This window comes from Leptolyngbya sp. 7M, from assembly GCF_018128485.1.
Genome location: NZ_CP070897.1, coordinates 1,872,812 through 1,885,519, shown reverse-complemented (window position 1 = coordinate 1,885,519; position 12,708 = coordinate 1,872,812). Strand labels below are relative to the sequence as shown.

Below are 12,708 nucleotides of genomic sequence, written 5' to 3'. Positions count from 1 at the left end.
CAAACAATTAAACCGGTCGAAGCACCTGACCACGAACCCTCATCAAATGGCACGCTGCTTGCCCATCCTGAATTGATGGCAATGTTAGACGCTTTGATCATCTATCTCGCACTCGGAGCACCATTTGGTGTTTACAATTTCGTCAGTTTGGAGGTCGGCCCGGGTGCTAAGCGTCTTTCCAGATCGCTTGCTGCCTTTATACTCTGGCCTATCTCGGCAGCTTTCGTTTTGTATAACCTTCTGAATAGGACTAGATCTGAAATTTACTTCGACGAAAGATCATCTGCCGATTCATTTCTTAACGAAGAAGCTCGTTCATTGTATGAACGACTCCGGCGCGACGCGCTCTCAACCGGGAAGAAGAACGAACAAAGGTTTGTAGGATCACTTGATCGTTATCTTGCAACCGCCGATATTCCTTCTTCATCAGGAAAGACGAGGTCAAGTAACATTGGCGGCCACTTTGCGGAGTTTCTCGTTGCGGCAGGGCATCCTAACATCCCCCTAGGCCGAGAATGTCTCTCGAGACGCAACCTTGCAAAGCGAAACCGACATCATATGGACGCCAGAAGCGAGCTCATTGAGCTGGCTAGCGATACTGATCTCGTTGGAACGGATCTCCTTGTTGGCACCAAGACTGTCGCCGAGCTGTTAAACGATATCGAGCTTGCAACTTCGTTAGCGGAGTTGGATAACGTCAGATGTTCGAACATTGCAGTTATGAACCAAAGAAATGGGAACGTTGCAAACCATGACATTCAAGCGTGCTGAGAGTAACCCAGTTTACGATCCAGCTTTCGATGCTCCAATGCTTGAGAGGCTCATCGAAATGAATCGGCTTGAGGAGACAAGGAAACTTCCTGTACAGCAACAGGATGATGAAGACTTGCGAAATACGGGATACCGAACTATTCAGATACCGGATGCCGTTGCATACTTCGGACTTCTTCTTGGTTCGCTTGGCCCGCTCTCATTGATGAAAGAATTGTTTGGCAGGTCCGCACTTCCTAATGACATCGTTTTCATTATAGTTCTCTGTTTTGCAGTATTTATGACCGCAGTGGTCGGTATGTTTACGGGATATGCGGTTGGCCGTAGGTTACTCAGCTTTAGAAAATTTGGCTGGAACAGATTCATTCTAAGCTCGATGCTGCTCGGCCTTGCCTGGGGAATTATTTCAGGTGCGGCTGGCGGAGTATTCATATTTCTGATCGGCGGTATCGTAGGGGCGATCTTTGGCGGGCTGTCCGGTTTTTTCGCCTTCACGCTTTTCGCCGTTGCTTATAGGCTGCTCTCCGGCGGACATTCGATTCAGATCAGACATTATCTTCCTATCTCATTGGGTACCGTTCTAACGGTTTGTGCATTTTTTCTTGGGTTCTAGTATTAAGACTGCCCTGCCGATTAGAAAACGGTGTAACATTACGTTAACATTTCCGTAACACTACTTTGAAGAAGGCTATTTCTCTTCGGGTGATGTCATTGCGGAATGATTACTTCCTTCAATTCAACTTTACGACTGGCAGCGATATTACTCCTCATTAACTCGCTAGCACAACGATCTAATTCACAACCACCGGAAACAGATTTTCAGATCTGGAATGAAACCACCCTTGTCGTTCCAATTGTGCGCGATAAAGATCCGAAAGGCGAGAAGAAGGTTCGAATGTCGCTGTTGTTCTTCGGGGCGCTTCGACTTGGGCAGCAGCGCGCCTATCCTGTAGATAAGCGTCTGGGGGCCGGATTTGAAATTAGGCTAAACGATAATTTTTCATTCTCACCAACCTACCTTTATCGGGCTGCCGAACCGGTACGGAATCGGGAAGAATTCGAGCATCGGGTCCGGTTCGATCTTACCTATCACAGGAAATGGAAAAGTTTCGCGATAAAGGATCGGGGCCGCATTGAATATCGCATTCGCAATTCACGAAGCGATATTGTCCGGTTTAGGAACAAGTTCACATTTTCGATACCGATCAAGAGTGAAGGAAAAGAACTTTTCTCAACCTTTGTTTCTTCAGAGCCTTACTACGACTTTTCGGCCCGCAAATGGACCAGCCACGAATTCAATGCCGGCATCACCGCCAAGTTGAATAGTTCTGTCTCTACAGAGATCTTTTATTTACATCGAAACAATACCGGAAACACCTTGAAGCACATTAACGGGATCGGAGCAAACCTGAAGATCGTTATCGATTAGACCTGTCCCTGCTTTTCTCTTTTTGCAAATGCAGGATTAGTATTTAGAAAATGCTGGTCCTGCTTCATTTGTTTGCGCTTTTTCTGCTGGTATTGCTCGGCTTTTATGTTTTTGTGAATGATCCCCGAAGCCGTGCAAATCAAACATTCGCGGCATTCATAGCGTTCCTTGCTCTTTGGACCACAAAGGACCTGATCTTTTGGAATTTCTTTGACGAATATTGGGGCTCCGAATTGTGGGCAACGGCCAGTTTTACTATCGCATTCCTGATGCAGTGCTCTCTGATCGTATTCGCATGGGTTTTTCCGGAAAACGCCCGTTCACCTCGGAAAAAGGCTGCAGTGATATTTTCGCCGGGCCTGATTCTCATTCCAGCGGCATTTCTTGGATTTCTTTGGACGCGGATCGAGCGAAACGGCGATGACTTCTTCATTGAACTTACACCGATCGCTTATGCGTTCGTCGTATATGTTTACTTCCTGTTCTTTTACGGTTCGTATGTTCTATTTAGAAAATACCGAGAATACAAAGGCACCCAAAGAGGTCAGCAGTTGGGGGCGATTATCTGGGCTGTTGCACTAACCGGTGTGCTGAAAACAGCGGCGAACATAATACTTCCCTATTTTGGAATTTACGAGCTGCTTCCTTTCAGCTCAATATTTGTACTTCCAGGTGTTCTGATCTACGCGTATGCGATCTCAAATTTCCGGCTTTTTTCTCTACAGACGGCGCTCGACCAGTTTCGGCTTTTTCCGCTTACATATAAGGTTGCTCTCTCTATCGCATCGGTCGCCATACTCAGCTTCATTCTGTTCCAGATACCGATAGCCTGGTGGGCGTTTCGCGAGGGCATGGACGCCGAAGCCTGGCGAAGGTACATAGTCTTCAGCGTGGTCTCGGCATTGGTACCAAATCTCCTCTTGCTGTTGCTGGTCGTGCGAATAATATCCCGTCCGCTCCAACGGATCGCGGTCGCAGCCGTAAAAGTAACAAATGGCGAATACGGCACGGAAGCAGACCTAAGGAAGAGCAACGACGAGATCGGATTGCTGGCCGAAACCTTTAACGAAATGAGCCGCAAAATGGCATCGGACATCGATGAGCTCAAACGAATGAACGAGCATTTGCGGCGTAGCGACCGACTTGCCGCCATTGGAACATTGGCCGCCGGCGTTGCTCACGAGGTAAATAACCCGCTTGCTTCGGTCTCTTCTATGGTTCAGATGCTTGAGCGGGAGGCTCGGGCGAAAGGTGATGACATCGAACAACACCGTCTTATATTGGAACAGATCGAGCGCATAAAACGTGTTACCAGAGACCTGACCGACTTTGCACGAGTTCGCCCCGCCGCACGCACTGAGATCGACATTAACGAGGTGGTGCGTTCCAGCGTCAGGCTCGCAAGCTTCGACAGCGACTTTCGGCGATTTGAGCTCCAATTGGAACTTTCCGATGAGCTCCCATCTGTTTCTGCTGATGCCGATCAACTTCAGCAGGTTTTTCTGAATCTATTGTTGAATGCAAAAGACGCGATGGCGGGATCGGGTACTATCAAGATCCGTAGCGATGCAGCCAACGAATCTATACGTGTCAGCGTCTCGGATACGGGTTCAGGGATCTCATTCCAGCAAAAGAAACAGATCTTCGACCCTTTCTTCACGACCAAACCTGCCGGAAAAGGAACAGGATTGGGCCTTGCGGTTTGTTACGGCATTGTAACTGCACACGGCGGATCTATCGATCTGGAAAGCGACGAAACCCACGGAACAACCTTTACAATTCGATTGCCTGTTTTGAGTAGCAAGGAGAAAAGTGTCTAAGATAGCGTAAACATATCATAAAGGTCAGCGACGCACCGGCATCGATCTGTTTTCGCGGCGGAACTGACTGATGCGGCCGGACGTCTTTCTCTCTCGGTGCCGTCCTTGCTGTCCAACTGGCAAAACATCATCAGCATACTCTGATCCCGAAGCAACAAGCAGTGTGAGAAGCGAGACAAAAACAACGCTTACGCCGGTAGTATGTAATACGAAATCAAATAGGCTGTGAACCAGCATAGCGAAGACACCGGCCAAGGCGCCGATTCCCAGACCACGCCTCAAGAGGTTCTCTGCGGCCACAGCACGCCGACCCGCAATGAAAATAAAGTATAGGAATGCGAGGCCGATAATTACACCCGGAATTCCCGCGTCCGAGGCGACCTGAAGATAATCGTTGTGGGCCTGCTCAACGCGCTCAAGCCCGCTTCCTTGGTCAAACCTGGTGTAAGCCACGCCATATGCACCAAGACCCGCGCCGAAAGGCAGGTCCGCCGCGATCATCTTCAGCGTAACGTCCCAGATATCAAACCGGCCGGTCGTAATGTCCTTAGAGACCGATGTATCGGCGATGCGTGTAAGCGATGTGTCTCCGCCGACGAATATAGCACCAAAAACAACTGCAACGAACAGCAATATGACCATCGCCGCGCGTAGGAGCAGCTTCTTGCGTCCGCTGCCGCGAGCAGTTAAGAAGACAAGAAAGATAGCCATCGCAACGAAGGCCACCAGACCGCCGCGTGAACCGCTGAGCAAGATCGAGGCCCCCATCAATGCAATAGCAGTAAGATACAAAAGCCGCTTGTCGGGCTCGACCGAGCCACTGAACAGCCGCCCCATCGGTACCGAGACCAACATCACCATCGCGGCGGCAAAATTATGCCTGTTTACGAAGGAACCGAAAGGTGAAAGCGCCTCGTAGATGCCATAAATTCGGTCAGGACTCAACACGGATTGGATGATCGAGAAAAACGCAAAACCAAAACCGAACACCATCAGCACCATTGCAAAACGCAGTAATCGACGTGCTGAATCAAGCAAGACAAGCGAGAGGGAAAAGAAAAGACCAAGAGAAAAAAAATGCAGTGCCGATACCTGAGTCCAAAAGGGATCGTATGAGATGGTCCGTGGTATCTCGTCAACACCGGCCGATCCATCGAGCGATCCGAATGGTATCACCTGAAAAAGGCCGTATGCGAACGCTAGGTAAAAAGGTAACTGCAACAGATCTCTGCTGAAACGCACCGCACCCGACCGAATGGCGTCGGCGGTCCAAAGCGCCGCCATCAGACCGATCAGAATATAAAAAAGACCGATCATCGGATGATGTACAGTGCCGTAAGCAAGCACCGTAAGGATCGGCATTGCACAGAGAATGACAAATGCAGCCCTGTTCCAGATGGTCATAACCGTTCGAGTCGAAAGTCGTCGTACCAAATGATACCGATTAGCGGACAGCCTTCGCCGCAATATGCACGAGCGGTCCGGAGAGCGATTCCTTGAACATCATTCGGCGCAGTAAAGTCTATCGTCTGCCATCAGGCGTTATTGCTATGGAATTGCCGAATCCGTGAAGTCCATTATTCTTCGTGCTTCCGTCGATGAACTTATTGGTCGGGACAATTACCGCCGGTGCTGCACCGCGCTTCATTACAACAAGACGAGCCTCGGTCGCATTCCTATCGTTAGCATCGCGGTTCGCGAAATAAGCAACGGTCCCGCCCGCGGCAGCAACGGGTGTTGTCGCGGGATTAACAGCCAGCTTTCGAACGCTGCCGTTCGTGAAGTTCAACTCCATCAGGTTGCGTTGTCCGCTCTCTCGACTGAGGTAGTACACATTATTGCCGGAAATGGCCATCGGCTCTTGTCCGGCACCGCCCTTATCTGCGATTTTGAATGGGATCGGCTCCGTATCGCCGGCCCTGAACAGCACCCGCGCGATCTCGTCGCCTGAGCTTACGATCAGATTCCCGCCGGCCGCATCTATAGCGACCTGTTCTATTCTTATGACACCCTGCCAGGGAGGCTGTTCGATCACCACCTCGGGCGTTGGGCCACTTACGTCAACTACGGCGAACATATTCCGATTTTTCTGCTCGTCGATGGTTACCATCGCCACGAAAGTGCCGCTGGCCGTTATCTGGGTCGCACCCCGATTCTTGAGATCCGGCACCGGAGTTACCTTTCCGGTCTTTGGATCAAAGATGTGGTATCGCAGATCGCTCGGGTCAAGAAGGACTATCTTGTCGCCGGCAGTGACAAAGTTGGTTGATGAGAACCGCTCTCCGCCGGGAATGCCGCGGCCTTTTGTATCGCCGGCCTTTATGTAATCAACTCCGGTATTCATTCCGGTCCCATAAGCGATTATGGTGTCGCCTACTGCGATCTTGCCCCGATAATTGACCGGAATAGACGTTTTCGATACTGCAGGCAGAACTCTCTGTGCAGCGACGGCCAATGCAGATAAGGCAATTAGGCCAAGTAGGGCCGGGAACTTCGTTGATGTCATCTTGATCTTCAGCATAAAGACAAACTGTATAACCCAAATATCATTTACATTCCACACGAACTTTATAAACGCCATCCTTGATAAACTCTTTACATCGCTGTGTGCAGCGGTCAACCATTGCTCTCAGATCTTTATTCATTGCCTATGCTGCCCATTTGTTGTCTCGCTCAGAGACTTTCTGGGCTTCGGGCGTTTCAAGCCACTTCTTGTGCTCAAGATCGAAATCCGGATCGCCATCTATGCAATATTTGGTACAGGAATTCGTGACCGCCTGATCCTCCTTGGGATCAAGTCCTGTATAGACCTGTCCGTCAACGATTAGTTCGGATCTGCAGTTTGCCCCGCCACACCCAAGCACGACCGCCATCAGAACCATCAACGAAGCAAGAAACATCGTGCCATTTTGCAGTCTCATTTATTTGCCTCCGATCGGGCAGATCAGTTCTGAACAAACGTCTTGATCTGCCCGCTCATTTCCTCTGTCGGTCGGCCGCGGCCATTACGTCCCGGCCGCGGTAACCGTTGATCGTTATGTTTGGCAAGAAAGATCGAAGATCTTTCTTACCTGAACCATCGGCATCAATTGAGAAGGACAAAATCTCCGGGCTTTATGGTCCGTTCCTTGCCATCCGAAAGCCTAATCTTAACGCTTCCATCAGAGACGTCTTCGGTCTTTGCATAGGCCCATTTCGTGCCCGTTTCGGGCTTGACGAGAAGGAATTGTCCTTTAGCCGGCATCTTTGGCTGTTTCGCATTTGCTTCCGGCAGCGGCATCACTTTTCCATCGCCGACCTCACGCGGCGTCGAGCCGTCGTCCCAGGCAACAGTGGTCTTACCGCCTTCGACTTTTGTAACTTTTCCGCTCCACCAGCTGTTCGGCGCCCATTCACCGAGCACTTTATCGCCGACCTTTGGTGTGAAGTTGCTCGGGATAACCGCCTTCTTTGACTGAACCTCTTTCATTATGTCCGGTGAGACGGCCTTATCTACCGCATCGGCAGAGGCGGCCGCATTCAGCTTTATGATCTTTTCTGCCGGCATATTGCGCGTGGAGCCGTCATCGGTAAGCCGAACGACATAGACGCCATCTTTGATCTCAGTAACACGTGCAATGCTCCAATAGGTCTGGCTAGACACCTTTGCAAGCACCATATCGTCCCGCTTTACATCCGGCTTTGCTCCGGGTTTCGGAAGCGGATAAACATCAACCAATTCAACATCTGTGGGATTCGACCCGTCGCTCCATTTGATCTTTGCCTTGTTTGCCTGAAGATCTTCGATGGTGCCTTCGTAATATGAATTTTTCATCCAGCGGGCAACCACCGTGTCGCCCGTCTTCATTTTTCCTTCCTCAGCGGGTGCCGCCGCATTCGCCGTCGAAGTGTTCGCGGCTGTGTTCGAGGGTTCGGTTTTTGCACCGAGACCACCGCACGCTGTAAAGAACAAACCTGTAAATAACGTAATAACTATGAGTTTCATTTTCGTTCCTAAATGTTCAAAAAATAAGAAAAACCGCGGGTATTCTGTCTTAAGTCCGCACTTCTGTCACCACATACATAGGTAGGAAAATAAAAATGCCCCGATCCTACAAGACCGGGGCGAAAGAGGAGGACATTATATGGGAAACTAAAATGTGTACGTATTCGCGGAGATCATAACCTCTGCGATACGCCGCCGAGCAGCTATCGTATTGATCGGCGAATTATTCTTTGTGAACCGCTTCAGAGCAACAAGAAGCATTCGGCCCTCGTCTCCTTCAGCGATCGCAGCGAGCGTGTTGCGTGCCTTCATCTCAATGCGCTGGATCGCATCGTTACAGAAGACCGCAGCAATATCCACAAGGCGGCCCGCCGCTTCCTCGCCCTGCCGTTCGGCGGATTTTTTCGCCCGAAGTATGGCGGATTCCATCTGATACGCATCCATTATTATGTCCGCACAATTGAGCAAAACCTCTTGCTGATCCTGTAGCGACTGCATATATTTCTGTGCGGCCGTTCCAAGCACCATAAGCGCGATCTTTTTGGCATTCTGAGCAAGCTTGGTCTCTGCGGCAAGCAGCCCTGTGTCCTCGTCAAACGCCATCTGTGGGTTTAATATCTCATCCTGAAGAGCCTTTGCCGCCTGCAAAAGGCCGATCTTGCCCTTCATCGCGCGCTTTAGAAGCTGCCCCGGAATTAGCATCCGGTTGATCTCGTTCGTGCCCTCGTAAATGCGGTTGATGCGTGAATCGCGATATGCCTTTTCTGCCGGATAATCGGCCGAATATCCATACCCGCCATAGATCTGTACCATCTCGTCGGTAACATAGTCGAGCGCCTCGCTGCAGGCGACCTTGTTTATCGACGATTCAACGGCGTATTCCTCGATAGACTGCATCTTTCGCGCCTGGTCGGCTCCGTCTCCGATCAGCGCGTCTATCATTCCGACAGTACGATATGTGATCGATTCGGCCACCCATGTGCGGATCGCCATCTCTGCCAACTTATGCTTGATCGCACCAAAGGACGAAATAGGTTTGTTGAACTGGTGCCGCTCATTCGCATAGCGTACGGATTCGTGTATGGCAAGCTTTGCCCCGCCGGTCGTCGAGGCACCGAGCTTGAAGCGGCCTACATTAAGAATATTGAAGGCGATCTTCGCTCCATCGCCAACGTTTCCGATCAGGTTCGTCACCGGTATCTTGGCATCTGAAAGAATAAGCGGCGTCGTTGACGAAGACTTGATACCCATCTTGTGCTCTTCGGCACCGGGACGACAATTTTCGCTGCGCTCGACAACAAAAGCGGAGAACTTCTCCTTTTCTCCATCGACCTTTGCAAAGACTATGTAAACATCCGCAAAACCGCCATTCGATATCCACATCTTCTCGCCGTTGAGTACATAGTGCTGTCCGTCCTCGGTCAGCTTCGCCGTGCATTTTGCGCCAAGAGCATCAGACCCGGAACCAGCCTCGGAAAGGCAGTACGCGGTTACAACCTCGCCCGAGACGATCTTTGGTATCCACTGATGCTTCAATTCTTCAGAGCCGAAATACAGAATGGGAAGCAGGCCGATGGAGGTCTGCGCTCCAAACGTTGTCCCAAAGCCGCCAGCACGCCCCATCATCTCTGCGATGACGACGCCGGTCGTCTGGTCCAGCCCAAGTCCGCCATATTCTTCCGGAATGGTCGCACCGAGCAGGCCAAGTTCACCGCCCTTTTTGATAAGCTCGCGGGCCACTTCCCAGGCATGATTCTCCATGGCCTCGAGATTCGGCCGCACCTCGTTGTCAATGAACTCGCGGCTTGTCTCGCCGATCATCTTCTGTTCATCAGAAAAGTCTTCAGGTGTGAAGACCTCGGCAGATGTCTGTTCTGCGATCAAAAACTCACCGCCTTTCAAATATTCTTTTTCCATTTGTGCTTCCATGATTTTCTATCCGATCCTTTCAAATATCCCTGCGGCTCCCATTCCTCCGCCAACGCACATCGTGACCATGCCGTATTTGGCATTTCGCCGTTTCATTTCCTGCAGAATCGTCGCTGTAAGTTTCGCGCCGGTGCAGCCGAGCGGATGGCCGAGGGCGACTGCGCCACCATTTACGTTTACCTTTGACGGATCCATTTCAAGAACCTTCATCACGGACAAACCTTGAGCAGCGAAAGCTTCATTGAGTTCGATCACGTCGATCTGGTCAAAAGTTAAGCCGGCAAGTTTCAACGCCTTCGGTATCGCATAGACCGGTCCGATGCCCATCTCTTCGGGCAAGCAACCGGCAGTTGCGTAGGATACAAATCGAGCCATCGGCGCAAGTCCAAGCTCTTTCGCTTTGTCCGCGGACATCACGACCGCCGCTGCCGCACCGTCCGACATCTGCGAAGAATTACCGGCCGTAACAGTTCCCGAGGCGTGGAAGACCGGCCTCAATTTCGCTAAACCTTCGAGAGAGGTGTCAGCCCGCGGGCCTTCATCTGTTTCAAAGATGACCTCTTTGCGGCGCACACGTCCCTTCTCATCCAGTTCATCAATACGGACTGTCATCGGCACGATCTCATCCTTGAATTTTCCCTCGCTGATAGCGGCAAGAGCTTTCATATGCGAGTTATAAGAGAATTCGTCCGCCTGTTCGCGCGTTATCTCATACTTCTTTGCGAGATTTTCGGCGGTCAAACCCATGTTTAGGTAGTAATCGGGATAAGTGTCAGCGAGGTGCGGATTCGGGCGAAAAGTATTGCCGCCCATTGGTATCGCGGTCATCGATTCCAACCCCCCCGCTACGATCACATCTGCACCGCCCGTCATTATGCGTTCAGCGGCAAGTGCGATAGTCTGCAAGCCCGATGAGCAATAACGATTGACCGTCATCGCCGAAGCCTCGACCGGAATACCCGCCAGAACCGATGCCGTACGTGCGACGTTCATCCCCTGCTCAGCTTCGGGAAACGCGCAGCCCATGATCACGTCTTCGACCAGCGAGGCATCTATGCCCGCTCTCGCCACCGCTTCCTTGATGGCAGCGGCACCCATTTCATCCGCACGGGTGTTCTTCAAAGTTCCCCTCGGTGCCTTCCCCACGGCCGTCCGCACGGCCGAAACTATTACTGCATCTTTCATATTTGACTTACACCCCAATTTCCACTTCCGTTAAATCCAGCAAACTCTTGAGAATTGACGCTTCTATCTCGATCAAAAACCCGCGCTTCCCGCCGTTTATGTAAATACGTTCAAAACTAAATATCGTCTTCTCAACATAGATCGGCATTTTTGTCTTGATGCCGAACGGCGCCGTGCCGCCGACAAGATAGCCCGTCAGTTTCGTCGCTTTTTCGGGTGTTACGGGCTCGATCGTTTTGACTCCAATGTGCCGTGCCAATGCCTTTGCTGAAACTTCTTTATCGCCGTGCATCAACACGATCAGCGGCTTTCTCTCATTGGTTTCAAATACCAGCGTTTTAACCACCGTATGAACATCTACGCCGAGCTGCCTTGCCGATTCCCTCGCACCGCCTTTCTCGACGTACTTGTAAAAATGCGGCACGAAATCGACATTCTGCTCTCTCAAATATCGAACTGCAGGCGTGATCGGAAGACCTTCAGACATTGCGAAAAAAATTAAAACACCTGCTACCGTCTGCGGCCCAGACACTCCTTATACCTGAAACATGTCGCCACATGGTCATTCACCAATCCGCAGGCCTGCATAAATGCACGGATCGAGCGGCTCCTTTTGCGTAAGTTTCGTATATGAACCAAAATAATTTCTGTGGAGACAAAAGTAACCACATCGATAAAGGAGGCCGCAGATGTTATCCGTGGTGGGGGACTTGTGGCTTTTCCTACCGAGACTGTTTATGGTCTAGGGGCGAACACCTTTGATGAGGCGGCAGTTTCAAAGATATTTGTCGCAAAGATGAGGCCCGCCGATAACCCCCTTATCATACATATTTTTGATGTCGCGGAGCTGTCGGAACTTGTTAAAGAGGTGAACAGTACCGCCCGCAGTCTTATTGAAAAGTATTTTCCAGGGCCGCTGACCATAGTGCTGGAAGCAAGCGATAAGGTGCCTGACAATGTTACTGCGGGGCTTCGGACAGTTGCCGTTAGGATGCCTGGAAATCCCGTCGCCCGCGATTTCTTGAAAGAGTGCGGAGTTCCGGTTGCTGCACCGTCGGCAAATCTATCAGGCAGGCCAAGTCCTACTACCTGGGAGGCTGTTTTGGAGGATATGAATGGCCGCATCGAGTGTATTTTACGGGGAGATCCGACGGAGATAGGACTGGAATCAACGGTTATTGATTGTACGGGTGAAGTTCCGATCCTGCTTCGCCCCGGCGCCATTTCACTTGACCAACTTCGATATACATACCCGGCAATGCGTGCATTTGAACTTTCGGAAAACATCACATCCCGAAGTCCCGGAATGCGCCATACTCATTACTCGCCGCGTGCGAAGGTAATGCTCGTCGGCTCAGATATAACGGGTGATCTCGTGCCAGGTCAGGCATATATTGGGATCGACATCCCAGAACAGGTGTTTCGACTTGCCAGGATCTGCAATGACGTTGCGGGATACGGCAGGGAACTCTTTGAGTTTTTTCGTGAGTGTGACCGGGCGGGCATCGAGATCATATATTGCCAGACCGTGCCTGAAGAAGGATTTGGACGGGCGCTAATGGATCGTTTACGCCGTGCGGCCGAATGAT

General features: G+C 50.9%; 12 protein-coding genes. 5 read left to right on the top strand and 7 right to left on the bottom strand.

What is annotated here, in order from left to right; all coding sequences use genetic code 11:
• Positions 1-75 precede the first annotated feature (75 nt).
• The 4 genes from JVX88_RS08950 (at position 76) to JVX88_RS08935 (ending at position 4,020) form a co-directional block, all read left to right on the top strand.
• The gene (locus JVX88_RS08950) at positions 76-771 is read left to right on the top strand and encodes a hypothetical protein (RefSeq protein WP_211626989.1); all 696 of its coding nucleotides are present in this window, start codon (positions 76-78) and stop codon (positions 769-771) included.
• Positions 752-1,384, top strand: coding sequence for a hypothetical protein (locus tag JVX88_RS08945; RefSeq protein WP_211626988.1), 633 nt, complete (start codon positions 752-754; stop codon positions 1,382-1,384). Before JVX88_RS08950 ends, JVX88_RS08945 begins: the two co-directional genes overlap by 20 nt.
• 243 nt (positions 1,385-1,627) lie before the next feature.
• Positions 1,628-2,200, top strand: a complete 573-nt coding sequence (locus JVX88_RS08940) for a DUF2490 domain-containing protein (protein WP_211626987.1) — start codon at positions 1,628-1,630, stop codon at positions 2,198-2,200.
• Positions 2,201-2,250: 50 nt separating this feature from the next.
• Positions 2,251-4,020: an ATP-binding protein gene (locus JVX88_RS08935; RefSeq protein ID WP_211626986.1), complete on the top strand. Its 1,770-nt coding sequence runs from the start codon at positions 2,251-2,253 to the stop codon at positions 4,018-4,020.
• Between the two features lie 24 nt (positions 4,021-4,044).
• On the opposite strand, the gene JVX88_RS08930 is transcribed toward JVX88_RS08935, so the two are convergent.
• The 7 genes from JVX88_RS08930 to ybaK form a co-directional block, all read right to left on the bottom strand.
• On the bottom strand, positions 4,045-5,424 hold the full coding sequence (locus JVX88_RS08930; RefSeq protein WP_211626985.1) for an O-antigen ligase family protein: 1,380 nt from the start codon (positions 5,422-5,424) through the stop codon (positions 4,045-4,047).
• Positions 5,425-5,542: 118 nt separating this feature from the next.
• Positions 5,543-6,601, bottom strand: coding sequence for a hypothetical protein (locus JVX88_RS08925; RefSeq protein ID WP_211626984.1), 1,059 nt, complete (start codon positions 6,599-6,601; stop codon positions 5,543-5,545).
• Positions 6,602-6,668: 67 nt separating this feature from the next.
• Positions 6,669-6,941, bottom strand: coding sequence for a hypothetical protein (locus tag JVX88_RS08920; RefSeq protein WP_211626983.1), 273 nt, complete (start codon positions 6,939-6,941; stop codon positions 6,669-6,671).
• A 164-nt stretch (positions 6,942-7,105) separates the two neighbouring features.
• Positions 7,106-8,005 carry a DUF4537 domain-containing protein gene (locus JVX88_RS08915; RefSeq protein WP_211626982.1) on the bottom strand — a complete coding sequence of 300 codons (900 nt, stop codon included), beginning with the start codon at positions 8,003-8,005 and terminating at the stop codon, positions 7,106-7,108.
• A 147-nt stretch (positions 8,006-8,152) separates the two neighbouring features.
• Complete coding sequence (locus JVX88_RS08910) at positions 8,153-9,934, bottom strand: acyl-CoA dehydrogenase family protein (RefSeq protein WP_225931364.1); 1,782 nt, start codon at positions 9,932-9,934, stop codon at positions 8,153-8,155.
• Between the two features lie 6 nt (positions 9,935-9,940).
• Positions 9,941-11,119 carry a thiolase family protein gene (locus JVX88_RS08905; RefSeq protein ID WP_211626981.1) on the bottom strand — a complete coding sequence of 393 codons (1,179 nt, stop codon included), beginning with the start codon at positions 11,117-11,119 and terminating at the stop codon, positions 9,941-9,943.
• Positions 11,120-11,126: 7 nt separating this feature from the next.
• The gene (gene ybaK, locus JVX88_RS08900) at positions 11,127-11,606 is read right to left on the bottom strand and encodes a Cys-tRNA(Pro) deacylase (protein ID WP_211626980.1); all 480 of its coding nucleotides are present in this window, start codon (positions 11,604-11,606) and stop codon (positions 11,127-11,129) included.
• Between the two features lie 162 nt (positions 11,607-11,768).
• Between ybaK and JVX88_RS08895 the strand changes: the two genes are divergently transcribed.
• Entirely contained in the window at positions 11,769-12,707 is a 939-nt protein-coding gene (locus JVX88_RS08895) for an L-threonylcarbamoyladenylate synthase (protein ID WP_211626979.1), read from the top strand.
• Position 12,708: the final 1 nt, after the last annotated feature.